Source organism: Nostoc sp. (assembly GCF_036919595.1).
GTDB lineage: Bacteria > Cyanobacteriota > Cyanobacteriia > Cyanobacteriales > Nostocaceae > Nostoc.
In genome coordinates this window covers 32,765-56,486 of the sequence record NZ_JBALCO010000064.1, presented here as the reverse complement: position 1 = coordinate 56,486, position 23,722 = coordinate 32,765, and the positions used below count along the sequence as shown (strand labels likewise).

Here is a 23,722-nt window from a genome sequence, read left to right as displayed (position 1 = left end):
ATCTATATTTATGCTTTTCTACCTAACTCAGACTTCTCTTAATGTTCATCTGTAACTTTTTTTGCTCTTATTCAGATTTTTGCCAAAATAAAGTTTAATTTAAAATATTTATTTTATTCAGTCTTCACAAAACTAGAGATATATGAAGTTTTGACAAAAAACAACGTATACAATACAGAATCTTTAAAGAATCTTCATCTATTTGGTAAAAGAAAAAATACACATAATTAAACAACCTTCATCTATTTAAGCTTGATATAACATGTTAAATTAATTTTTATTAAGTATATTTATTTATGGAAAAAGTCTTCTAATAACAAGAAATAGTATGTTTCCCATTAGGCAATTCAGCAATTAGCTGCTAGGTTGTATAAGATTGACTGTAACTTTTTAATCAAAGACGATAAGGGATAATTGAGGATGACGCAACAGAAGCGAGCGTTGATTACTGGTATTACTGGTCAAGATGGTTCATATCTGAGTGAGTTTTTGCTGGAACAAGGTTATGAGGTTCATGGCATTATTCGCCGGACTTCTACTTTCAACACAGACCGCATCGATCACATTTACGAAGACCCCCACAAAGACGGAGTGCGGTTGTTTCTTCATTATGGTGACTTGACGGATGGTACGACGTTGCGGCGGATTTTAGAAGACGTCAAGCCAGTAGAAATTTACAACCTGGGCGCTCAATCCCATGTCAGAGTCAGCTTTGATTCACCAGAATACACAGTAGATGCTGTAGGAATGGGGACACTGCGTCTGTTAGAAGCAATTCGGGACTACCAACAGCGTACTGGAATTCAGGTGCGATTTTACCAGGCGGGTTCTTCTGAAATGTACGGTTTAGTACAAGCAGTACCTCAAACTGAGACAACACCCTTTTATCCCCGCAGTCCGTATGCGTGTGCGAAAGTTTATGCCCACTGGCAAACTGTAAATTATCGTGAATCCTATAGTTTGTTTGCTTGTAATGGCATACTTTTTAACCACGAGTCACCAAGGCGGGGTGAAACCTTTGTAACCCGCAAAATTACTAGAGCGGTGGCTGGTATCGTTGCTGGGAAGCAGAAAAAAATTTACATGGGTAATCTAGATGCCAAGCGAGATTGGGGCTATGCGAAGGATTACGTCAAAGCAATGTGGTTGATGGTGCAGAAAGACCAGCCAGACGATTACGTAATTGCTACTGGTGAAACCCACTCGGTGCGGGAGTTTTTGGAACTGGCATTTAGTTACGTAAATCTCAATTGGCAAGATTATGTAGAGTTTGATGAACGTTACCTCCGTCCATCTGAGGTAGAGTTATTGATTGGCGATTCTACCAAAGCACGGCAGAAGTTGGGCTGGACACCATCAGTAACCTTTGAAGAACTAGTTTCCTTAATGGTAGAAGCAGATTTACAAGCATTGGGTCACACTTCACCCAATGGAAATGGTTCGCAATTTCCAAATGATATTGCGACTATTCGTCAACAACTGGGCGCTTTGCACTTCTGATTTACACCACAGAGGATAAAAATATGACCGCCTTAGAATTAAAAAATAAACGCATTATTGTCACTGGTGGGTCAGGGTTTCTAGGTCGTCAGGTGATAGATCAACTGGGTAAAGCAGGGGCTGATCGTGAGAAGATTACAATAGTGCGATCGCGCGATTGTGATCTGCGTGTCTGGGAAAATAGCCAACGTGCAGTTGACCAACAAGACATAATTATCCACTTAGCAGCTCATGTTGGTGGCATCGGTCTGAACCGCGAAAAACCCGCAGAGTTGTTCTACGATAACTTGATCATGGGAACCCAGCTAATTCACGCTGCTTATCAAGCTGGAGTACAAAAATTTGTTTGTGTTGGCACAATCTGCGCCTATCCTAAATTCACTCCAGTGCCATTCAAAGAAGATGATCTTTGGAATGGCTACCCAGAGGAAACCAATGCCCCCTATGGAATTGCTAAAAAAGCGCTTTTAGTCCAATTGCAATCTTACCGTCAGCAGTACAATTTTAATGGGATTTACCTACTGCCAGTGAATTTATATGGCCCAGAAGATAACTTTGACACTGGAAGTTCCCACGTCATTCCAGCATTAGTTCGCAAAGTTCATGAAGCACAAATTAAGGGAGAAAAGCAACTTCCAGTTTGGGGTGATGGTAGTCCCACCCGTGAGTTTCTGTATTCAGAAGATGCAGCGCGGGGGATTGTTATGGGGACTGAATTTTATAACGAATCGGAACCAGTTAACTTGGGAACAGGTGATGAAATCTCCATCCTCAATTTAGTAACTCAAATCTGTGAATTGATGGAGTTTAAGGGTGAAATTGTCTGGCAAACTGATAAGCCTAATGGTCAACCCCGCCGCCGTTTAGATACTGAACGGGCAAAGCAAGCCTTTAATTTCACGGCTCAGGTGGGCTTTGAGGAAGGGTTAAAGAATACGATTGAGTGGTATCGTCAACACGCTGCATAACGATGTACTGGTGAATGTAGGGTGGTATAAGCTGGGCGATGCCCAGCTTATTTGTTTGACGCTATAAATTTTCATGGATAAAGTTAATCATCAAATAAATAAAGCAGAACTACGCCGCACTCTACTCAAAACACGTCAATTAATGTCCGTCGAAGAGTGGGGAGAAAAAAGCGATCGCATTTGCTCTCATTTACAAAACTCTACTTTGTTTACCCAAGCAAAAACAATACTTGCTTATTTCAGTTTTCGGCAAGAACCTGATCTCAGTCCACTATTTGCAAACAGCAAATACCGTTGGGGATTTCCTCGCTGCGTTGATAAATCCCTATGTTGGCATATTTGGGCACCTGAAGATTCTCTCCAAAGCGGCGCTTATGGCATCCCTGAACCGCACCCCGATGCTCCAATATTAGATCCGGCTGAAGTGGATTTGATTCTCGTCCCCAGTGTAGCTTGCGACTATCAAGGATATCGTTTGGGTTATGGCGGCGGATATTATGATCGCTTGCTCAGTTTACCGCAGTGGCAGACAAAGCCGACTATCGGAATTGTCTTTGATTTTGCCTATTTGTCCGAAATACCGTTTGAGCCTTGGGATAAACCACTACAAGCTGTTTCTACGGAAATAGGATTTACTCAAAAAGGCTGAAGGATTCAGGGTAATGAAGACACATCATCAAATGTTTTATGACTAATCCAACATCTACTACTAAGCAACAAGCAATCATCGACGAGGTAGCAACTAGCCTCCAAACTCAACAAAAAACAGGCTCAGACCCTTGCCCTAAAAATATGATAAATATTTAATTTATATAACACAATGCCTATTCTCAATTGGAGACCAACTATGAATAAAGATAATGAACTAACTGAAAAACTGAATAATATGTTCACTGAATCCGCAGATAAAGAATCTGTTATTAAGTTCTTGAGATTGAGTAATTATTCAAAAGCAGAATCAATTAAAGTTTTAAAAAATGCTTTGGATATTTCTTATTATGAAGCACAAGATATCATTCATAATAGTCAAACCTGGAGTAATGTAAAAGAACGTGACGCCAAAATAATGAATGACTTTTTTGATATTCTGGAAGAATTAGGGAGTTCAGAAAGTGAAGAAACTTAATGATATTAATATGTGAATAAATTCCATAACAGAATTAGGTGAATTAATTTAACCAATCATTTTTTCTCTTTTAATTGTAAGTCTTTAAGCGCAAAATAGTAGGTTTAGAGGATTTAGGTTATTAATCAAATGCTGAACTGGAAAAAATCACGATCGCAAATTCTGCTAATGTATGCGCTATTGGGAGCGATCGCACTGGTGATGCTCTTTCCTTTACTATGGCTAATTAGCACAGCCTTAAAATCGCCTACGGAAAATATTTTTCAGTCGCCGCCACAGTTGTTGCCTACCTCACCAACACTAAATAACTTTTTTACTGTATGGAACTCTCTACCTTTTGGACAATACCTGTATAACAGTACTTTGGTGTCAGTGCTGACTGTGGGCTTAAATCTGCTGTTTTGCGCTTTAGCTGCCTATCCGTTGGCAAGATTGTCGTTCGTCGGGCGAGACTGGATTTTTGTGGCGATCATCTCCACGATTATGATTCCCTTCCAAATCGTGATGATTCCCCTCTATATTTTGACAGTCCAGTTGGGTTTGATCAATACTTATTTAGGGATGATTTTTCCTAGTTTAGCTTCTGCCTTTGGCATTTTTCTGTTGCGCCAAGCTTTCATGAGTGTCCCCAAAGAAATAGAAGAAGCCGCCCGAATGGATGGTAGTTCCGAGTTAGGTTTATGGTGGCATGTGATGTTACCAGCAGTTCGTCCAGCACTGGTAACTTTAGCTATTTTTGTATTCATTGGTGCTTGGAGTGACTTTTTGTGGCCTTTAATTGTCATCCAAGACGAAAATTTATACACTCTTCCCTTGGGAGTCGCAAAGCTAGTCGGTACATTTTCCCTTGACTGGCGGTTGGTAGCTGCTGGTTCAGTGATTGCGATCGCTCCAGTATTATTACTATTTATATTTTTACAACGTTACATTGTACCTACGGAAACTGGTAGTGGGGTCAAGGGTTAAACAGGTGCGAGTAGCAACAAATTAATAAGCACCAGTCTTTTTTAATACTACCCCGATAGTTTTAACAATCAGACTCAAGTCGTAAGTTACAGACCACTTGTGTTGATAATCTATATCCATCTTGACAATGATTTCAAAGTCTTTGATGCTCGAACGACCATTAGCCTGCCATTCTCCGGTAATACCTGGTTTGACTCGTAATCTATTCCAGTGATGTGGATCGTAATGCGTGACTTCATCAGGAGTCGGTGGACGAGTACCAACTAAACTCATGTCCCCTACTAGAACATTCCAAAATTGGGGGAATTCGTCCAAGCTAGTACGCCGCAAAAATTTACCTACAGGAGTAATCCGAGGATCGTCAACAGATTTGAAGATGTGACCTTTAGCTTGGTTTTCGACCAAATGCTTGAGTTTATCGGCATCGACAATCATAGAACGGAATTTCCATATCCGGAAAGTTTTTCCGTTCAAACCGCAGCGCATTTGGGAATAAAATATTGGACTTGGTTCATGAATAAGGGTAGCAATTGCTACCGGAATTGCTATTAAAAATGTAATTGTCAGCCCCACAATGGCTCCGATAATGTCAATTAATCGTTTAGCCATGCTTACAGTTGAAGGATGTAAAGGCTGTTGTGAGCAATCAACTGAATAAAGATAAAGGTGATTCACAAGGGCTAATTTATCTACAACAGGACTTTTTGCATCAGTAGTATGTGTAGATATGGACATAATTTTCTTAATGCGATTTTTACTGCTTTGACCATTTCTACTGAGTGTTAACATACACAAAAATCAAACAAAATAAAAACCGAAAACTCAAAATTTACAGAATCTTTCAATTAAGATGATGAATTATAAATTTCCAGTATTTTTCCGTAAAGAATACTGCTACGATTTACAATCAGTAAATTCCGAATAAACAGTAGATTTCCTCAGAAAATTACGCGTTGTAGCTGGGAAATTTTTTAGAGAGCAGGCTGTCCTAAAGTAATAGTAGCGCTTTGTATAATTCAAAATTCAAAATGCTTGTGAAGTAAGCATTTTGAATTTTGAGTAGTTTCCTTATTTACACTGTGATCTCTTAGTCTCAATGATCAACCTCTAAGGCAAAATTCACCGTATATGGTTCCTCCAATGATTGCTGATTACTAGCCTTGATCGCATCTAGGTAGCGACGCAAAGACAACAGTTGTTGGGAATTGGGACGATAAGTGAGACTCCCTTGTTTTTCAAAAAGTGGGGCTGTAGCGATCGCTTGATAGTCAGGATTTTCTTGTGAACCGTGAGTGAGCCAGGTTGATTCTGTAACTGAAGGTATCAAACCTGAAGGCAGTTCACCTTCCAAAAAAGCCAGCAGCCGTTGCTGACAAGTGCGAGTATTGATCCCGCGACCCTCAAATAACTGGATAACTTCACCAAAAGATAAGGGTCGATCTGGTAGCAGCCGCAGCAATTCTGTAAACAGGAAATAATCAGTGTATTGTTGCCTGGGTATATCTAACATTTGGGGATGCAGAGGCAGCATCGCCAATCCATAAGCAACCCGACTACAATTGGGAGCGCCGTTTTCACCGAGATATAAATCTTGAATAATCTTAGCGTTGGGGAGTTTTTGCCGTAACCAGCGGTTTACCGTCCCAACACAAGCCACTCCACCAGTCAGGATCGCTTGATTAATTGCTTCTGTAGGGATGCCACGAGCTACCAATAACTTATTGAGTTCTCGGTTCAGGCGGCGCACAAACGGGATAAATACCTGGCTTTCTAAGTCTCGTCGCTGCAAAATCCACTGATGATCGGCCAATTCCAGGGTAAAAGAGTCTTGGTGTTGCAAAATCAATTTTAGGGCAAGTGCGGCATCCAATACCGCCTGTCCCAGCAGAGAACTTTCTAGACGCTGTTGGAGGCGAATCCGAGCGGTGATATCTGGTTCGCCGACTCTGGGTAGTTCTAATTCTTCCAACCCTAAACTCTGCCAACGCATTTGGTCTAAACCGGGAATTGATGGTTGCCATTGCCAAGGATTACTAGTAATAGTTTTGCGATCGCTTTGTGTTTGGGGGCGTGATTGCCGAGATTTCGGTGGCAATAGCAGCTGACAGATAATATCTTGTTCAATTCCCTTGCCAGCATAGGCAAAACTGTGGAGCATGAAATCATTGTATGTCAATTGCAGCAATGTTTCTGGTATATCTACCAGTAACATTTCTGTGGCAGTTGTCCCAATGTTAATCACCAGGGTGTTGCCAACAATGGGATGTTCGCTGGTTTTTGCTGGATGAGAACCCTGATGTTGGCTTAATTTTATTTGCTCACCGTTAGTAGCATCAAGTTCCGGGAGTAGACTAGCGATCGCTTCTTCCACAAAAAAGACTTGCTGCGGGTGTTGGATGAGTTTGCTGGTGAGTAAAGCTTCCCGCACGTTGAAGCGGTATTGTTCCGACCAGCTAGATGGGCAGGTGCAAATCACACCAGCAATATTATTGATAATCTGCGGAAAATTTTGTTCGCTGATCCCAACAGCAGCAGCCATTAAACTAGGGGTGGTACTAGTCTGATCGGATTTGAGGGTTAATAGTAGCTTAGAGAGCGATCGCACAACCCAAATCAAAGGCCCTGCCGAAAATTCATTTAATTGTAAAACAGGTTCCCATTTTTGCCGTTCACTCTTGTAGGGAATGGCTACTTGTAAATAGGGCTTCAATTGCGCCGAGTAAAGATTATTTTTCGTCGGATCTGCTGTTGATCTAGGTGTTGCCGGAGTGGTAGCTGAGTGGTCAGGCACTTTATCTTGAGCAACAGCCGCAGGTGCTATCTGCTCATGTGTTTCGATACTTTCATTTTCTCCGTGGGGTACAGAAGCTGTAGGCAGATAAACCTCTGTTGGTAAACGAAATGATTGCTGGAAGGAACTTGTTCCTGGCTGATTTTCTGCTGACCAGTAGATAGGATGTACAACAAAAGTCGAGCGATTTAATAATGCGGCAGAAATTCCTGTTGTACCTAAATCAATTCCTAAATACCAAACTGATTCTAGAACATTAAACGAAACTTCTGGATTGGTGATGGAGTTGGAAATTGAAGGTAAAGAACTGTCTTGAACAGGAGTTGTAACTTCCTTTTTTTTTTCAGTTTCTACCTGGGGAACTGCCAAGCTGGAGTAAGCAACAGTTGAGGTGTTTTCTGCTGTTTGGATATTTTCTGTTTGCGGTTCAGGGGAAGTTGTGGGGATTGGGTCTTGAGTTTTACCAATTAGTTCGGAGAAAATATCCAAGTTTATAGCTGGCTCCGACTCAGAATTTAGCTGCTGATCAAAATTAGCCAAATCCCGATCTAATTGTTGCAACTGTTCTTCATCTAAGGAAATATCAGGTAAGATTCGAGCCTGGTTTGACTCTAAAGAAAGTAAGTTTTCTTGGGGTGAAGCAGCAATGTAGTTATCTAAAAACGGTTCTGGCTGCTCATCGTTATTTAATACTTCCGATGTGGCGATACCTTCTGTAGCCTTTGCTAACGGAATTTCTGCTACTTCTGGAGTAACTGGTGCTGTAGCTGTGGCATTATCCACAGAAGATGATACTTCCGGCAGTTGCTGATCACTAGCTACATCAGCCAATAGCTCAGTTAGGGTATTAATTGTATCAACACTAGCTGGCTGAGTGTCAAGTTGCAACAAGGAACTCTCTGTTTGTGGCACAGAGTTGCTAAGAGGCGAGTCTTGGTCAGTATCTTCTTCAAAAAGTGGTTCTGATGAATTTGTGGTTTCTACTGGAGTCTGTTGAGTTGTTTGTGGGTGAGTATTGCTCAGATCCAACAGATCCATTTCTGGTGTCACAACCGCAGAATCCGCGGTTGGAGGCACAGGTGGACTCTCAGCGATGTTCAACGTTGATGGGGAGGCTGGGGAAGCAAATAAGTCATTTGTGACAACCTCAAGACTTGGGTTATTAACATCACCAGTACCAAACAAACTGGCGTAAAGCTGGTCTACTTCATCACCAATTAATGCAGAAATATCTTGTGGTAATTCGGTCGGGGTTTCAGAAGATTGAGACGAGTCTAAGCCAAGCTGCAACAGCACTGCATCTAAATCCTCTGTGAGGGTAGTATCCTGTTGCTCAGAATTAATTGTGAGTGAAGATGAAGTTTCTGGCTGGATCAGCTCCAAGGGTTGGGGCGCAACTTCAGTACTGATCTCGGCTGGGTTTGCCAATGATGGTGGTGTCTCAGATTCTCCCCCAAGGAAAGATGGCTGGGAACTAGGGGATTGTTGCTGCAAATGCTGGGTGAAATTGTTGAGAAAGCTAGCCATCAACTGTTCGCCTTGCATTCCCTTGTTATGCATTCTTGCCAGTGCTTGCGACAGGGATTCGTCATAAGTATTAATGTTGCGCTGTAGTGCCTCAAAGACTACATTTACCGTCCCGTCTAGCGATAATAAACGTTGATCCAACTCTCTGGCCAGCTGGGTTAATTGCTGCACACGGTCTGGGGATTCTAATAAAGGTTGAGTTCCAGAGGTTGCGTGATTAATTCCTCCTAAAGAACTGGTGGAATTTTCCCCCGTTTGTGCTATCAGTGGCGTTAAAGTTGGCACAAGGCGACTCATGAGTACCTGTAAAAACTCGGTAATTATTTGCTCCTGGTTTGTCAACTGCTGCGCTAGAGAGTAGTTTTGCAAACGCTTTTGTTCTAGCTGGCGAATTTCCTGGATGAGAGTGGTTCGCTCTTGCAAGAGCAATTCTAATTCCGATCGCAATGGCTCTATCAAGCTCGAAAATTCACTTTTTAATTGTCCTGCCCCAAGAGTGCTCTCTTCCTGACTGAATTCGAGCGGTGGTAGTGGATACTGGTTATAATCATGATCAATAAATTTTGTTAATAAAGGCGATAGCTTTGCCAACGCCAAGGGCGAACGCGGTTCTTCAGAAGACTGATTTGGGACGCCGCTCTCTAATGCCTCTTTTTCTTGTAGCCTCACCAAGAAGTTGCGAATTCGTTCCAAAACCTCTTTAGGCTCTTGCATCTGACCAGGCAGAAATCTAGACAGGCGCTTACCACCGCTGGTAAGTAAGTTGTCAATGTCTGCGATCAGCTTTTGAATTTCATCTGCACTGGAAGTCACTTTTATCACCTTACCTAAAAATGTATGTCAACTAATGTAACAATTACTTTCCAATCACCGTACCCCTGTGGGGATCTTGCTACGCGCAGCATCGACCATAGGAGAAGTTTTGAGTGGCAAAAGCCGTTGCTTGGATTTGTGACTGTCATTATGTTATGGATTACTGAGAGTCGTGGCAATCTTCAGTCAGCATTTGTTTAAAAAGCTTAGTTTTGCAAATCATTAGGTTGCCTATTTTTGAAAATCCCTAAAATACCTGAGCAATAATTTACTCCCTTTAGTATCATTAATGTTGTTTGCCTATATTCTTAACTAATCAAGTTTGCAGTGCAGCTAGCCCCTAAGCAATACAACCGCCGGCTATAAACTACTTTTTGCAAAACTTTTACCCCATTTAAACTTATAGGTAAAGATTATTTATAAAAACGTTCTTGTCGCTTTCTTATGTAGCATAGTTGGTTTTCCCTTTGAAAGGGGGCTGTGCAATGATAGCTTAGGCTAGAAAATGGCGCTCTTGTTTGTTGTGTGTACATAGCAGCTTGAATAAAGATGTCATAATGGAAGACCGATATAGCTTGCAAGCACAGGCTCATCCCTGGATGATCACATCGGCTCCCTTTTTTCAAGGGTTGCCAAAAACTGCTGTGGAATCAGCCCTCATCCATCTTGTCACCCGCACTCACCCGACCAATCAGGTGATTCTACTGGAAAATGACTGGGGTGGTTCTGTGTATTTTATTATGGACGGATGGGTAAAAATTCGCACTTACAATCTGGAAGGAAAAGAGGTAACGCTGAATATTCTTGGCAAAGGGGAATTGTTTGGTGAAATGGCGGCGCTAGATGAAGTACCTCGATCGACAGATGTGATTACCTTGGCCCCGACGGTAATTGGCAGTATGCCTGCTCAGGATTTTATCAAGTTACTTCAGATAGAACCCTTGGCAGGAGTTCGATTAGCGCAACTAATGGCACGACGTTTGCGGCAAGTAAATCGCCGATTGCGGTTGCGGGAATCTGATAGCCAGTCAAGAGTGGCAGATACGTTGCTATTTTTGGCAGAAGGACAGGGAAAAAAAGGGCAAACAGGAACCGAAATCCCCAATTTACCTCATCGGGAATTGAGTAGTTTGAGCGGACTGGCGCGGGAAACGGTGACACGAGTATTGACAAGGCTAGAAAAAAAAGGGTTGATTAAACGGGATCAAGACAATATTTGTATTCCCGATTTGTCAGCCTTGGAAAGAATGATAGTGTAAAGTACCAGATATGAGTATTTTAGATTCTCTGCCAGATGAGCCGCAGGAAGATCCATCTCCTGAATCTCCAACTCCCCGCAATCATTGGTTAGACAAAGAACAGCAATTAACGCCTCCTCAACTCAAGGCTGATGCGCCCTTGAGGATGGTGGAAACGGCATTTTTAGCCAGTACCGCTAGCTTGATTTGGTTTATTAATTTCTATTTTCCCTTAGGCCCAGTTTTACGGATATTTTTTCCGGTGCCGATCGCTCTAGTTTATCTGCGTTGGGGCAAGCGTGCAGCATGGATGGCAGCACTTACCTCTGGGTTACTGCTTACAGTACTGATGGGGCCAGCCCGCAGTTTGCTGTTTGTCATGCCCTATGGGTTCATGGGCGTGCTTTTGGGGGCGACGTGGTATCGTCGTGTTCCTTGGATTGTTTCTATCACTTTGGGTACACTGTTGGGTACTGTGGGAGTCTTTTTTAGGCTGTGGTTGCTGTCTGTTTTGTCAGGTGAAGACCTGTGGATTTATGTGATTACTCAGGTGACTGAATTCATTGAGTGGGTATTTTTGAAGCTAAGTTTGTTGGCGAGTCCCAGTGTATTTTTGATTCAAGTGGGAGCGATCGCTCTAATTGTACTCAACAACTTTATCTACCTTTTTGTGGTACACCTGGCAGCATCGTTTCTTTTTGACCGCCTGGGCAACCCCATTCCCCGTCCACCACGCTGGGTACAAGTCCTCATGGATTATGAAGGATAGTGACCAGTTGTGAGTTAGGAGTTATGAATTAAACTCCTAACTCACAACTCTTAACTCCTAACTTTTTAAATGATTAGTATTTATACCCAAGAAGAACAGGGTGAAGAATGGCTACGACGGTATCGTGGTTGTCTACCCGTATTTGCCTGTGTTTTAGGATTTACTGAAACTGGTTTAATTCCGGGGATTTCAGCGGCTGGTCGCACTCCAGAGGATCGAAAATATACTGCTTGTGCCGATGCCGAGTTTTTGTATTACGGCCCAGAACATAAGCCGCAATATCCCCTACCACCATTAGCGGCTGGGGCTTCACCTGTATTGATTTCTCGCGCTGTCTTTGAGTCACTAAAGATACCAGTTCATTTGTTTAATGCTGGTTTACCCCAGCCTCCTGCTGTGCCAATAATTGATTTGGGTGGCGCTCCTGCTAGATGTTTAAGTGGAGGTGCTGCTATGGAAATCACAACGGTATACCATTTGTTTGAACAAGGGCTACTTTGGGGAGAACGTCTTGCTACCAATATCAAACAGGGGTATCTGATTGTCGGTGAGTGCGTCGTTGGAGGCACTACAACTGCCCTGGCAATTTTAACTGGTTTGGGTATAGAAGCTGCCGGAAAAGTTAACAGTAGCCACCCTGTTTGTAACCACGCGCAAAAGTGGGCACTAGTGCAAACTGGGCTGGAGCAGGGAGAGATAAACTTCCAATCTCCAATCCAGAATCCAAGTTGCGCTGTCAGCGCACCTTTGGTGCGACCTCAAATCAAAAATTCTGTAGATCCTCTAAAACTCGTCGCCGCTGTGGGTGATCCCATGCAGGTAGTGGTAGCTGGGATGGCGATCGCTGCTAGTCGTAGTTGTGGTGTAATGCTTGCTGGTGGGACGCAAATGCTGGCGGTTTATGCGCTGATAAGTGCGATCGCTCAAGCTTACGCCTTATCATGGCAACCAGAAGCAGTAGTTGTAGGTACAACCCGCTGGGTGGCAGAAGACCCTACTGGGGCTACGGTTGACTTAGCCCTCGATTTAGGAAAAGGTAGCTTAACTCAGAGTGGAGGAACCCCTCCCCTATTAGCAACTCATCTGAGCTTTGCTGATTCTCGTTATCCCCAACTGAGAGCTTATGAGCAGGGCTTTGTAAAAGAAGGTATGGGTGCTGGAGCCGCTTGTATAGCCGCCCATCTTAGCCAAGATTGGCAGCAAAGCCAACTTTTGGCAGCGATTGAAGCCCAACTTGAACGGCTAAGTACAGCATTTGATTAATTCGTAGCGAATTAATCAAAGGCAAGGCTCTGCGCCCTCACCGAAGTTATAAGCGGAGCTTTCCTCGTAATAGCCTAACGGTTGAGTAGGAGCAGGTTGCAAATCAATTTTTGCGAAAGCTGTCTGGCTTGTCATCAACCAATTTGATCAGTAGATGCCAAAAACATTGATGATAAAAACGCAGATTAATAAGAAAATCTTGGTTTTTGAACCATACAACATCCTAACGACACCAGTCTTAGGGTTGTTTTTTTTGTTTTATAGTGAGGTATTCACTAAAAGCTTATAAGTAGATATATCACACTATTACGTAGATATATGTAATAGTGTGTTTAACTTTTTTATCAATTTGGTAGCTAGATTAGTTGCTTATACTTAATATATGCCCACAAAGCCATGACTCGACATTGAACCTAAAGGCTTGCGTTCCCTACCTCCAGCCATTTTTTAATTCGTTAAACTTAGGTTAAATTTAATGAATTCTCTCTCTGAGTAATTGTTCTTCTAAAGCAGCAATGCGATTGTATGCTGCTGTTAATTGTGCTGTCAGTCGTTGTATTTGAATTTCTGGTGTTATGTTATCTCCACATTGACGATGCATGTCTAGATAAATGCCATCTGTCAATACATCCTTGTGTTCCATTTCTGGATTTAAGCTGATACGTCCTTTGAACTGGTAGGCTCCAGGCACGTCATTTTCCTGATAATTATCCTTTGCTTGTGTATTCGCTAAAGAACACTCTGAGAAAGCTTGAGTGACTTTACCATCAAGCTGCTCAATTACTTGGCACAGGGCATCCAGTTTTTTGCTTAAAGTCAGGATCTGCTGCTGTAATAGCTCCATTTAATACCTTTATCCGTACATTTTCTATATGTTATTCAATTTACTCCCAATCTTAACAATACTTATGAATTATTTAAGTATTGATAATTTTTGGGGAAAATGTGACATTTAAATCAATACTTCTAAATATAAGTAAATATTTACTAAAAGTACTACTAAGGAAATTTATGGAGAAAAATTAATCTTTAGGCAGTTATTTGCCGGATAACCCGCTAATTTGGGTCAAATATTCAGATTTATCCGTATTACCAACAAAAAATACCGATAATTTTCCAACTCCACTTTTTCAGCTAGTCAGCCTTTGGTGAATCTCTGCTTAATATTAGGTATAATCAAAAATCTCAAATCCAAAATCAATGGATCGACGGTCTTTTTTGCTAGGTACAAGTACACTGGCACTTTCACAACTACTTTTTGGCTGTGGTGGAAACAAGCAAACGCAACTAAAAGTACAGTTATTAAAAGGTTCTATACCTGGTCAGGTGGTGAATCAGTTCCACAAAGGTTTGCAGCAACAGGTGCAGTTAAAGTTTGCTCCAGTCGAGCAGATACAGGATTTATTTCGGCAATTACAAGATTGGCAGCAGAAACCAAAAGCCACTGATGAGCAGGGATGGAAACGTTTTATACCCTTTAGGCAAGATCAAAAAGCGGCTGATGTAGACTTAGTGACATTGGGAGATTACTGGCTAAAAGCAGCTATTGAGCAGAAATTGATTCAACCACTCCAAAATGTACAGGGAAACCTAGAGCAGTGGTCTGCTTTAGATAAAAGGTGGCAAGAACTGGTAACGCGCAACGATAAAGGTTACTTGAATACTCAAGGGAAGGTGTGGGGTGCGCCTTATCGGTGGGGTAGCACGGTGATTGTTTATAACCGTGACAAGTTGCAAAAATTGGGATGGACGCCTAAAGATTGGAGTGATTTGTGGCAAGATGGAGTGCATCAGAAGATTTCCCTACTTAATCAACCACGAGAAGTTATTGGTTTGGTTTTAAAGAAGCTAGGAAAATCTTATAATACAGAGAATCTTGACCAAGTACCAGACTTGGAAAAGGAATTAAAGAAATTAAACCAACAGGTGAAGTTCTACAGTTCCAATAACTACTTAGAACCTCTAATTATGGGAGACACTTGGCTAGCGGTTGGTTGGTCAAGCGATGTATTGCCAGTTTTGGGACGTTATCCGCAACTTGGTGCAGTTATTCCCCAGTCAGGAACAGCAATTTGGGCAGACTTGTGGGTACGTCCCGCAGGTATTACTACTAAGAGTACTTTCTCAGATAAATGGATTAATTTTTGTTGGCAAACAGACACAGCTAAACAAATTTCGGTGCTGACCAAAAGTAATTCGCCAGTTTCTACAAATATTGCCGCTTCCGATATCCAAGAAGCATTATGGAGTATTTTAGAGAGCAATCGCAAAGTTTTTGATAAAAGCGAATTTTTGCTTCCCTTCTTAGACTCATCAACAATAAAACAATACCAGTCTTTATTCGCCAAAATTAAGGTTTAATTGGGAATTGGGCAATTCAATTTTAGATTTTGGATTGACAATTTTTGATTGAAATTTAATCCAAAATCTAAAATCTAAACTTTCAAATTACTAGAGTGAACGCTCTAACCCGATCTTGTTCTTAATACTCGTTTGGATAGTGCATAAAGCTGGACTTATACTAAAGTTGCAAGTGTAGGTTGCAAGTGGTTCTTTTTGATAATTAAATACCCGGACGTTGTAACCAAAGTTCCTTGCAGTGCTACCCAAGCGATTTACGAAGTCGTAGCGCTCTATAGTGTCTAGTAAGCTCCAAATTTGCTGATTCACAATCAAGTCTACTCGTGCAGGTTCTTTTTCAGAAGCTGGATATGCTATCCAATTATCCAATAGCTTTCTCTCAAAGTTTTCTTGTGCCCACCATAAGCTAGGAACGGTTAATCGTTCTGGGTTTATGGTGTTAGCTGTGATTACATGGTCTTTGGGCTTGGTTAATAAGTCTAGTTCTAGAGGCGCATTAGAAGGCGATGGTATTGTGGGGGTTTGCGCTTGTGAGGGCGGGACTAATAAAGTGGTGAGGCTAATGGCTAGTAGTAATGAAAACCATGTCTGGCGTTGGCGCAGCCCGCCGCAGGCATCGCACAATTTAGGTATATGCATAACTAATTCATAATTAAGATATTAGTAAAAATTCGTACATTTTAAAGTTTAATGGCAACGATGCGAATTCTTCGATAGTCTGCTATCCAAGTTCCTTGTTGATATAGTGTTGGCTTAAGATATTCTTCAACGACGCGAATTACTTGTATTTGTTGCTCACTAGAAAGCCCTGTTAAAAAACTACCGGCGAACATCCCAATCCAGTTTGCCATACCTGCTTCTCCTTCTGCTAAAGGAGTTGGACGAGCAAAAAGCATGGCATGAATGACATCAAAGCCTTGCTGTTCTAGTAAGGTGGCGTATTCACCAATACTAGGGAAATACCAAGGATTTAGGGTTTGTGCAGAAATATTAAATGGTTCTAAGGCGCTTTCCAAAGCTTTGACGATCGCCTGTATATTCCCCTTACCACCAAATTCTGCGACAAAACGCCCTCCGGGTTTTAGGGATTGATGTATGGAAGCGATCGCACTATCTGCTTCTTTCACCCAATGTAGTACAGCGTTGGAAAATACAGCATCCAATGGCTTGTCTACTTGAAAGTTCCTAGCATCAGCAACATCAAAGCGGATATGGGGATAGTTTTGTCTTGCCTTCTCGATCATCGTGGCTGCATGATCAACTCCCATTACTTCAGCCCCAGCTTGGGCAATTTTTTCTGTGAGTTGTCCAGTACCACAGCCAAGATCCAAAATGGATTCTCCTGGTTTAGGGTTGAGGAATTTTAGTAAATCCTGGCCATACTGCCAGACGAAGGCGTGTTTGTCTTGGTAAAGGGCAGTATTCCAATTATTGGGTATGGAAATATTATGCATAACTGTAAAAGTACAGATTGTTGGCTTGCCAATTTTCAACCATATGTTTGAGGTGGATGATTGGCTAATCATCACACTAAAAAAGATTTTTGCTTATGTCCAATATATATTTTCACCTTAACTAATATTTTAAAGATATCCGACTTAGTAAAATTTTGTACCTACATTCTTGCGTTAAACCGATCTAAACGAAGTAAATCGCATCTACCCCATTTTCCACAGCAGCTTTAACACAATTCCAATTACCTGCTGGCGTGAGTAGTTCAGAACATTGAAGGGAAGGTTGGGAAAGGGAGCGATCGCTTTTGATCAGATTTAGGGAGGGTTAAGTAGCACCATAGTGATTTTATCGAAGTTGGTGGGGGAGGGTGCGATCGCAGCCACTTTATCCCAAGGAAATACCGCTAAATTGTTGGAATAAACTGGTAGTGTAAGAATCAGTCATGCCAGAGATATAGTCTGTAACTTTAAGAATTTTATTATAGGTATCTTCGTCCGAATTCGGATTATTGTATTCTTTGGGAAGCATATGATAGACCAAATTACCTTTCTTACTGTTGTGCAGAACGGCATTAACAAATTCAGCAAATAGTTTCCCTAAAACTTCATACCCAGCAATCTGGATACTAACAACATCACGATGTAGGAAAACAGCCTCACGGGTTTGCTTTCCAATTTCTTCTAGATGGTTTGCATAAGTGCTTAGAGATAACAAGTCTTTATCAAACTTTCCCGAAAGTATATCTTCTTCGTGTTTCAGGAAAATACTACTTGCCTCATTGATGAGTTTATTGATAGCGAAAGCCCGCAATCGCTTAACTGTTTCTGTAGGGTTTTCGCCATGTTCTTGAATGTTTTTATCTGCAATATTTGCAACTTCGTTGAGTAATTCCTTAGTTTTTTCAAATGGAATGTACTTCATACGATGACCGTCTTCCACATCAACAATTGAGTAACAAATATCATCCGCTGCTTCAACCAGAAAAGCAAGCGGGTGTCGAGACCACCAGGCTGCATTATCAATAGGGCGAATTAGCCCAACTGTCTCTGCTACCTCAGCAAATAAATCTTTTTCTGCCTGAAAGAAACCGTATTTTTTAACACTTCTATCTGAGTAACCGTTTAAGGTAGATTCTGATAGTAATGATTCTCTAGGGTACTTTGTGAAAGCAGCTAAAGTTGGGCAGGTTAGTTGCATTCCACCTTTTCTAGGAGGCATTTCAAGCTTGGTTAAAATACGAAAGCCTTGTGCATTACCCTCAAATAAATCAAAGTCAGCTTTTTGAGACTTGCTGAGAAGTTCCTTTCCCTCATGATTGACAGTGTTGTACCACGATTCAAATCCTGTACGAATAGCATCCTCTCCAGAATGACCAAAGGGAGGATTCCCAATATCATGAGCCAGACAAGCAGCAGATACGATATCACCAAAGTCTGAAGCCCGTAACCCATCCTGATTAAAGTCGTATTTTTTTACAATTGCCTCACCGACTATTCTGCCAAGAGAGCGACCAACGCAAGACACTTCAAGGCTATGAATGAGACGAGTGCGAATGTAATCATTTGTAGACAAAGATAAAAACCTGAGTTTTATCTTTTAGACGACGAAAAGGTGAAGAAAACACTAGGCGATCATAGTCTCTTTGAAAGGGAGTACGATCAAACTGGAGGTCTTCTGGTTTAGTCTTACCAAGTCTTTTTGGTGTCAGGAGTTTCTTCCAATCCATCATTGCTGTGTTATCTAAAAGTGGGTTAGACAATGCCCCCTAGCTAGAAGCAATGGGCAATGCCACATTGTAACTCTACTTAGTCAAAAGTCAAACTTGATTCTATATTAGAGAAAAAGTTTAAGTAATAACCACACTTTCCATTACTCAACTTCAACTGTGAAGAGAAAGTCAGGAGTGAAGTTTGTACAGCAAGTTGATGCTCCGAGGTAATACGTACTTTATATAGGCTACGCATAGCTCAATTCAATTAAGCGATCGCCTTTGTCAAATGGGGTAAATTAAGCGATATCTTCTCTGCGAGACGCTACGCGAACGATGGGCTACGCCTACGCACCCTTACCCCAATCCCTCAACATCAGTACTTTCCCCTTCCGACTCAACAACCTCAAACTTCACCTTGTTATATAAATCTTGTAGGGAAATCTCAAAGGGTACGGTTACAAGTGCGATCGCTTCATCTTCTTCATCATATTCACGAAGCGTCCATTGTTTTTTCCCAGTTTTGGAAAATTGATCTACATAAATCCGAGTTTGGTCAATTAATAAATATTCTTGGAAAGTGGAAATAGTTCGGTAAGCCTGAAATTTATCCTCGCGATCATAGCCTTTGGTCGATTTTGATAAAACTTCCACAATGATCTGTGGGTTGACAATTATATCCCTCCGGTTGTTGAAATACTCCGGTTCACCTGCCAAAATCATCACATCTGGATAGGTATAGGTATGCTTTTGAGGTATCCACAGACGAACATCACTCATGAAAACTTCGTAATCTTGCTGTCGAAATGCAAAATTTAAGGCAGCACTTAGATTCAGGGAGATTCGATTGTGATTTGCTGTTCCACCCGCCATAGGAATTATTTGCCCGTCAATATATTCACTTTTGTACTCAGCAGCTTCTTCTAGCTCTAAATATTCCTCTGGTGTATAGTATCGCTGTTGTGTTATTTGCATAGTTCTATCGGGTAGCAATGTTTAACGATACGGAACGTATAGGCCCTAAAGAGATTTTACCCATGTTTAACGAACAGTTTAACGTGGTTAGATAGAAGTGTTATGTGCTTTGTACAAAGTGAGCGATCGCTATTTCAATTCACAAAGTCTGTTAGCTTCCTTTCCTATTGATAACCAGCTGCTTGTAACAAAAACAATTTGGCGTAACGTCCTCCTAGCTGTAACAATTCTTCGTGAGTTCCTTGTTCTATAACTTCACCGTTTTCTATGACTACGATTTTGTCAGCCATCCGTACTGTCGAGAAGCGATGGGAAATCAAAAGTACCATCTGATTTTGAGTAATAGCGCGAAAATGATTGAAAATCTCAAACTCAGCTTGGGCATCTATTGCTGATGTTGGTTCATCTAACACCAAGATATCTGCTTGCGATCGCATAAAAGCACGAGACAGGGCAATTTTCTGCCACTGTCCCCCAGAAAGTTCCTGTCCTTCCTTAAACCAACGACCAAGCTGAGTTTGGAAGCTTTGGGGTAATTGGTCAATAAAAGATTGGGCCATACCTTTTTGGGCAGCAGTTTGCCAGTTGGTTTTATTTTCGAGATGTTCTACATCGCCCACGCCAATATTCTCACCTACAGTGAATTGATAGCGGACAAAATTCTGAAAAATCACACCAATGCGACGCCGCAACACATCCACATCCCATTCCTGCAAGTCCAAGCCATCTAAGAAAATTCGCCCAGAGTCTGGAGTGTAGAGTCGGGTAAGTAGTTTGATTAAGGTAGTTTTACCAGAACCGTTTTCACCTACAATTGCCAGTTTCTCTCTGGGTTTCAAATGCAGCGAAATGTTTCTCAAGGCTGGTTTGGAACTTCCCGGATAAGTAAATGATACGTTCTCAAAACGGATTCCATCTTGGGGATTTAAACCAATGGTTGCCTTACCCCAAGTTTGTGGTACCTTCTCTTCGAGGAAATCGTAGAGATTTGATAGATATAGATTGTCTTCATACATCCCTCCAATAGAAGTGAGGGCATTGGAAAAAGTAGACTGTCCTTGGCGAAAAACGGTGAGATACATTGTCATATCTCCCAAGGAAATCTTACCTAGCACTGTTTCCAGCACAATCCAAGCATAAGCTAGGTAAAAAGCACCAGTACTGACTAAACCCAGGAGATACCCCCACAGTCCTCGCCGCAGAGTCAAATCGCGGTCTTCGCCATAGAGTTGATCAAATAGGTTGCGGTAACGTCCTAGCAACATCTCTCCCAGCTGGTAGAGTTTGACTTCTGTGACAAAATCTTCTCTTGCTAGCAGATTTTCTAAGTAATGCTGTTCACGAGTTTCTGACGCACGCCAACTAAACAAGCGAAAGGCTTCCCCAGCAAATTTAGTTTCCGCAATAAATACAGGCATAGCTGCCAAAATCAGTACCAGCACTGCCCAAACTGAGAAATTTATTAGCAAAATACCGTAGGTGATTAGGGAAAGGGCATTTTGCACCAACCCAAAAGTGCGGCTTACTAGGGAAAGGGGACGAACTGATGCTTCTCGTCGGGCATTGGTCAATTTGTCATAAAATTCTGAGTCTTCAAACTGCCTAAGATCCAGTGTCAGCGCCTTTTCTAAGATGAGTACATTCACCCGCTGACCCATTAGCGCCCGCAATAACGACTGACAAATGGTGAGTCCCCGCTGACTGCCTGCTAGTAAAATTATAGCGATCGCTTCTAATCCTACATAAAATAGCGAGGGATAAATATTGACAAAACCATTGTGTGAATTAACTTGAGAGGCAAATACCACTGCATCAACAATTAACTTGCTGATGTAGGATATCGCCGCCGGTAAAAGACCAGCAACTATTGTTAAACTTGCCAGAAGAATAGTAAGCGATCGGCTAGTAGTCCATACTAAGCTTACAGCCCGTCCACTGTAGCGGAAAACCGTCAGTGATTGGCGCAGGACATTTCTTTTTTTTTAATTTTCATCTTTTTTTGGACGAGATACCCCAGGTGCAGCGGATCTTCCTAACTCTTTTAATCTTTATTAATTTTACATTTTTATCGGCTGTGATGCTGTGATAGGCGCAAAACATAAAAAGAGAGAGGCTTTAAAATCTTACTCTCCAACGCTTGTATGGTTGAAGTTGGGGGTTAGGTCTGTATTCCATCCAATTAAGAATCGCTATAGAAATCAGAAGAGTGTCAATCCCATAATCTCCTACCTGCTTTCCCACTTAATTTTTGGTGAGCATCTTCCAATAAAGCTGGAATATCTAACTTTTCTGGACACCGGGGCAAACAGTCACCGCATTCTGTACAGCGGTTGGCTTTCATTCCAGGGAACCAGTGACCAGCATTTTCAAACATTCCGTAACGATATTGTCCATAATCTTTCATGTCGTATGCTACTGCAAGATTACGTAACCGCAACACCTCTGGAATATTGATATTTTCTGGACAGGGTAAACAAGCATAACACTGGCTACACTTATCAGTTTGCAAAGCAACTTTTTGGTGATTTTCTAATTCCTGGAAAGCAGAAATTTCTGCTGATGTTAACTCTTTATCATAGTCAGCTATTTGCAAAGGTTGCCTTAATTCATCTGGGTTTGCTGGCCCGATACTTAAAGTAGTAATACGGCTATCTGCAAGTAAAAAACGATAACTTAGCTCTAAGGGTGAATACGGCTGACACAGGTCTGTTAGGGTTTGGGGTGGCGTATAGAGGCGTCCTCCCTTGTCAGCAGGGGAAATTATAAAAATGCCCATGTCCTTTTCCGCAGCTAGCTGAATCGCTGGTGCGTGCCGTTGGAAAAAATAGTAATAATGCAGATAGACAAATTCAAAAAAATCTGTATTGATTGCTGCCTGAATTAGCTCTAATGGCCCGTGGGTGGAAAAACCAACGTGTCGGACTCGGCCATCAGCTACAGCTTCCTCTACGGCTTGCATACAGCCATTTTTGGCTAGTACCCACTCCAAATGTTGCCAAGTGTTCAAGCCATGAACACCTAAGCAATCTAAATAATCTAGCTGTAATCGTTCTAGGGATTCATCGATGTACCGACGCATGGAGTCAGCATCTGCTGTGGCTGGGATTTTGGTAGTGACGTGAAGCCTCGTTCGGGGTACTGACAACCCAGCTTTTAGCGTCCTACCAAGAAACTCCTCACTTTTGCCGTAACCTTTGGCGGTTTCTAAATGATTAATTCCTAGCGCTAAGGCTTGTTCAATAGTCTGGTGAGCATTTTCAAAAGAAGCCAGGTAGCGCATTGTTCCCAGAGAAAAAACCGATAGGCGCAGATTCGTTTTCCCAAAACGTCGGTATTGCATCTTTAACAAAGTTAGGAGCCATTCAATTTTAGATTTTAGATTTTAGATTTCAGATTTTTCCTTCAATCTAAAATCAAAAATTCAAAATCTAAAATTGGCCTAGCTGTCGCCATTACCAAAGCGCTTGATCAAATCTTCAGGACGGAGATTGGAAATAAATTCACGGAAGGCTTGCTGTTCGGCTTCATCTGCATCGCGATCAACAGGGATAGAAGCATCGGCAATAACTTCTTCCATTACCCATATAGGGGTATTTGTACGGAGGGCAATAGCGATCGCATCGCTAGGACGCGCGTCAATTTCTTTTTTAACATCGCCTTGCTGAACAATTAAAGCCGCATAAAATGTGTCCTTTTGCAGGGAATGAATAATCACCTTTTCTAGAGTCATGTTCCAGGTCTCTAGAAGATTCACAATCAAGTCGTGGGTTAAGGGTCTGGGAGGCTTCTGATTCTCCAATGCACCCATAATTGCCCTAGCCTGTTCCTGACCGATGTAAATTGGCAAAGCCCGCCGATCTGAAGAATCTTTCAAAAGGACGATCGGGCTGCGGGTTATGGCATCTAATGCTATGCCAGCGACTTTCATTTCAATCATTGGCTAAGCCTCTACAATCCTTTGAGAGCCTTGGATGCTGTGTAACAAATAGTACCCATTATTGGGCAGGTTGGCAAGAGTAATAAACATAAGCATTCGTTCTCTATAATTGCTTCTATTAAACTCCGAACTTGTGGTGAAAACCAGAGTAAGTCAAATTGGTCTTCTTAGACAATAACCTTCTTACCCAAGTATGCCTCGTGAAGGATGCTAATGTGTTAATATTCCTAGATGAAAAAAAGTCAGAAAATATACTTGGATATTTTAGATTTCTGTGACAATTACCAATTGACTTCAGGCACAATTAGGCAATAAATAGAGTTAG

The 23,722-nt window shown here is 41.7% G+C and carries 20 protein-coding genes; 9 read left to right on the top strand and 11 right to left on the bottom strand.

What is annotated here, in order from left to right:
* The first annotated feature begins 420 nt into the window (after positions 1-420).
* From gmd to V7K21_RS08480, 5 genes are all read left to right on the top strand, one after another.
* Positions 421-1,500: a GDP-mannose 4,6-dehydratase gene (gmd, locus tag V7K21_RS08500; RefSeq protein WP_335173286.1), complete on the top strand. Its 1,080-nt coding sequence runs from the start codon at positions 421-423 to the stop codon at positions 1,498-1,500.
* A 23-nt stretch (positions 1,501-1,523) separates the two neighbouring features.
* The gene (locus tag V7K21_RS08495; protein ID WP_335173284.1) at positions 1,524-2,468 is read left to right on the top strand and encodes a GDP-L-fucose synthase family protein; all 945 of its coding nucleotides are present in this window, start codon (positions 1,524-1,526) and stop codon (positions 2,466-2,468) included.
* A gap of 73 nt (positions 2,469-2,541) precedes the next feature.
* Positions 2,542-3,117: a 5-formyltetrahydrofolate cyclo-ligase gene (locus tag V7K21_RS08490; RefSeq protein WP_335173283.1), complete on the top strand. Its 576-nt coding sequence runs from the start codon at positions 2,542-2,544 to the stop codon at positions 3,115-3,117.
* A 198-nt stretch (positions 3,118-3,315) separates the two neighbouring features.
* A complete protein-coding gene (locus V7K21_RS08485) occupies positions 3,316-3,594 on the top strand; it encodes a hypothetical protein (RefSeq protein WP_335173281.1) in 279 nt (92 codons plus the stop codon).
* Positions 3,595-3,723: 129 nt separating this feature from the next.
* Positions 3,724-4,560 (top strand): carbohydrate ABC transporter permease, encoded by an 837-nt coding sequence (locus tag V7K21_RS08480; protein ID WP_335173279.1) that lies wholly within the window; start codon positions 3,724-3,726, stop codon positions 4,558-4,560.
* 21 nt (positions 4,561-4,581) lie between these two features.
* On the opposite strand, the gene V7K21_RS08475 is transcribed toward V7K21_RS08480, so the two are convergent.
* Both V7K21_RS08475 and V7K21_RS08470 read right to left on the bottom strand, forming a co-directional pair.
* Positions 4,582-5,295, bottom strand: a complete 714-nt coding sequence (locus tag V7K21_RS08475) for a sugar transferase (protein WP_335173277.1) — start codon at positions 5,293-5,295, stop codon at positions 4,582-4,584.
* A 358-nt stretch (positions 5,296-5,653) separates the two neighbouring features.
* On the bottom strand, positions 5,654-9,691 hold the full coding sequence (locus V7K21_RS08470; protein ID WP_335173275.1) for a hypothetical protein: 4,038 nt from the start codon (positions 9,689-9,691) through the stop codon (positions 5,654-5,656).
* Positions 9,692-10,248: 557 nt separating this feature from the next.
* Here V7K21_RS08470 and V7K21_RS08465 point away from each other — a divergent pair.
* The 3 genes from V7K21_RS08465 to cobT all read left to right on the top strand — a co-directional run bounded on the left by V7K21_RS08465 (position 10,249) and on the right by cobT (position 12,961).
* Complete coding sequence (locus V7K21_RS08465) at positions 10,249-10,950, top strand: Crp/Fnr family transcriptional regulator (protein WP_335173273.1); 702 nt, start codon at positions 10,249-10,251, stop codon at positions 10,948-10,950.
* A 10-nt stretch (positions 10,951-10,960) separates the two neighbouring features.
* Positions 10,961-11,698: a DUF2232 domain-containing protein gene (locus V7K21_RS08460; protein ID WP_335173271.1), complete on the top strand. Its 738-nt coding sequence runs from the start codon at positions 10,961-10,963 to the stop codon at positions 11,696-11,698.
* 69 nt (positions 11,699-11,767) lie between these two features.
* Positions 11,768-12,961 carry a nicotinate mononucleotide-dependent phosphoribosyltransferase CobT gene (gene cobT / locus V7K21_RS08455; protein WP_335173269.1) on the top strand — a complete coding sequence of 398 codons (1,194 nt, stop codon included), beginning with the start codon at positions 11,768-11,770 and terminating at the stop codon, positions 12,959-12,961.
* Positions 12,962-13,433: 472 nt separating this feature from the next.
* On the opposite strand, the gene V7K21_RS08450 is transcribed toward cobT, so the two are convergent.
* Positions 13,434-13,805 (bottom strand): hypothetical protein, encoded by a 372-nt coding sequence (locus V7K21_RS08450; RefSeq protein ID WP_335173267.1) that lies wholly within the window; start codon positions 13,803-13,805, stop codon positions 13,434-13,436.
* A gap of 356 nt (positions 13,806-14,161) precedes the next feature.
* Here V7K21_RS08450 and V7K21_RS08445 point away from each other — a divergent pair, with 356 nt between their 5' ends.
* Complete coding sequence (locus V7K21_RS08445; RefSeq protein WP_335173265.1) at positions 14,162-15,322, top strand: extracellular solute-binding protein; 1,161 nt, start codon at positions 14,162-14,164, stop codon at positions 15,320-15,322.
* A gap of 90 nt (positions 15,323-15,412) precedes the next feature.
* On the opposite strand, the gene V7K21_RS08440 is transcribed toward V7K21_RS08445, so the two are convergent.
* From V7K21_RS08440 to V7K21_RS08405, 8 genes are all read right to left on the bottom strand, one after another.
* Complete coding sequence (locus tag V7K21_RS08440) at positions 15,413-15,961, bottom strand: hypothetical protein (RefSeq protein WP_335173263.1); 549 nt, start codon at positions 15,959-15,961, stop codon at positions 15,413-15,415.
* A gap of 41 nt (positions 15,962-16,002) precedes the next feature.
* Positions 16,003-16,776 (bottom strand): methyltransferase domain-containing protein, encoded by a 774-nt coding sequence (locus tag V7K21_RS08435; protein WP_335173261.1) that lies wholly within the window; start codon positions 16,774-16,776, stop codon positions 16,003-16,005.
* 385 nt (positions 16,777-17,161) lie between these two features.
* The gene (gene dgt, locus V7K21_RS08430; protein ID WP_335173259.1) at positions 17,162-18,349 is read right to left on the bottom strand and encodes a dGTP triphosphohydrolase; all 1,188 of its coding nucleotides are present in this window, start codon (positions 18,347-18,349) and stop codon (positions 17,162-17,164) included.
* Positions 18,336-18,536: a hypothetical protein gene (locus V7K21_RS08425; protein ID WP_335173257.1), complete on the bottom strand. Its 201-nt coding sequence runs from the start codon at positions 18,534-18,536 to the stop codon at positions 18,336-18,338. Before V7K21_RS08425 ends, dgt begins: the two co-directional genes overlap by 14 nt.
* Before the next feature lie 306 nt (positions 18,537-18,842).
* Positions 18,843-19,460: a Uma2 family endonuclease gene (locus tag V7K21_RS08420; RefSeq protein ID WP_335173255.1), complete on the bottom strand. Its 618-nt coding sequence runs from the start codon at positions 19,458-19,460 to the stop codon at positions 18,843-18,845.
* Between the two features lie 164 nt (positions 19,461-19,624).
* Entirely contained in the window at positions 19,625-21,427 is a 1,803-nt protein-coding gene (locus tag V7K21_RS08415; protein ID WP_335173430.1) for an ABC transporter ATP-binding protein, read from the bottom strand.
* 242 nt (positions 21,428-21,669) lie between these two features.
* Positions 21,670-22,800: an aldo/keto reductase gene (locus V7K21_RS08410; RefSeq protein ID WP_335173253.1), complete on the bottom strand. Its 1,131-nt coding sequence runs from the start codon at positions 22,798-22,800 to the stop codon at positions 21,670-21,672.
* A gap of 99 nt (positions 22,801-22,899) precedes the next feature.
* Complete coding sequence (locus V7K21_RS08405) at positions 22,900-23,397, bottom strand: bifunctional nuclease family protein (protein ID WP_273768592.1); 498 nt, start codon at positions 23,395-23,397, stop codon at positions 22,900-22,902.
* Positions 23,398-23,722: the final 325 nt, after the last annotated feature.

Excerpts from the sequence above, each read along its gene's own strand:
- V7K21_RS08435 (WP_335173261.1), bottom strand. The coding sequence starts at position 16,776 with ATGCATAATATTTCCATACCCAATAATTGGAATACTGCCCTTTACCAA.
- V7K21_RS08410 (WP_335173253.1), bottom strand. The coding sequence starts at position 22,800 with ATGCAATACCGACGTTTTGGGAAAACGAATCTGCGCCTATCGGTTTTT.
- V7K21_RS08460 (WP_335173271.1), top strand. The coding sequence starts at position 10,961 with ATGAGTATTTTAGATTCTCTGCCAGATGAGCCGCAGGAAGATCCATCT.
- V7K21_RS08450 (WP_335173267.1), bottom strand. The coding sequence starts at position 13,805 with ATGGAGCTATTACAGCAGCAGATCCTGACTTTAAGCAAAAAACTGGAT.
- V7K21_RS08465 (WP_335173273.1), top strand. The coding sequence starts at position 10,249 with ATGGAAGACCGATATAGCTTGCAAGCACAGGCTCATCCCTGGATGATC.
- V7K21_RS08445 (WP_335173265.1), top strand. The coding sequence starts at position 14,162 with ATGGATCGACGGTCTTTTTTGCTAGGTACAAGTACACTGGCACTTTCA.
- V7K21_RS08420 (WP_335173255.1), bottom strand. The coding sequence starts at position 19,460 with ATGCAAATAACACAACAGCGATACTATACACCAGAGGAATATTTAGAG.
- gmd (WP_335173286.1), top strand. The coding sequence starts at position 421 with ATGACGCAACAGAAGCGAGCGTTGATTACTGGTATTACTGGTCAAGAT.
- V7K21_RS08495 (WP_335173284.1), top strand. The coding sequence starts at position 1,524 with ATGACCGCCTTAGAATTAAAAAATAAACGCATTATTGTCACTGGTGGG.
- V7K21_RS08440 (WP_335173263.1), bottom strand. The coding sequence starts at position 15,961 with ATGCATATACCTAAATTGTGCGATGCCTGCGGCGGGCTGCGCCAACGC.
- cobT (WP_335173269.1), top strand. The coding sequence starts at position 11,768 with ATGATTAGTATTTATACCCAAGAAGAACAGGGTGAAGAATGGCTACGA.
- V7K21_RS08485 (WP_335173281.1), top strand. The coding sequence starts at position 3,316 with ATGAATAAAGATAATGAACTAACTGAAAAACTGAATAATATGTTCACT.
- V7K21_RS08480 (WP_335173279.1), top strand. The coding sequence starts at position 3,724 with ATGCTGAACTGGAAAAAATCACGATCGCAAATTCTGCTAATGTATGCG.
- V7K21_RS08490 (WP_335173283.1), top strand. The coding sequence starts at position 2,542 with ATGGATAAAGTTAATCATCAAATAAATAAAGCAGAACTACGCCGCACT.
- V7K21_RS08405 (WP_273768592.1), bottom strand. The coding sequence starts at position 23,397 with ATGATTGAAATGAAAGTCGCTGGCATAGCATTAGATGCCATAACCCGC.
- V7K21_RS08475 (WP_335173277.1), bottom strand. The coding sequence starts at position 5,295 with ATGTCCATATCTACACATACTACTGATGCAAAAAGTCCTGTTGTAGAT.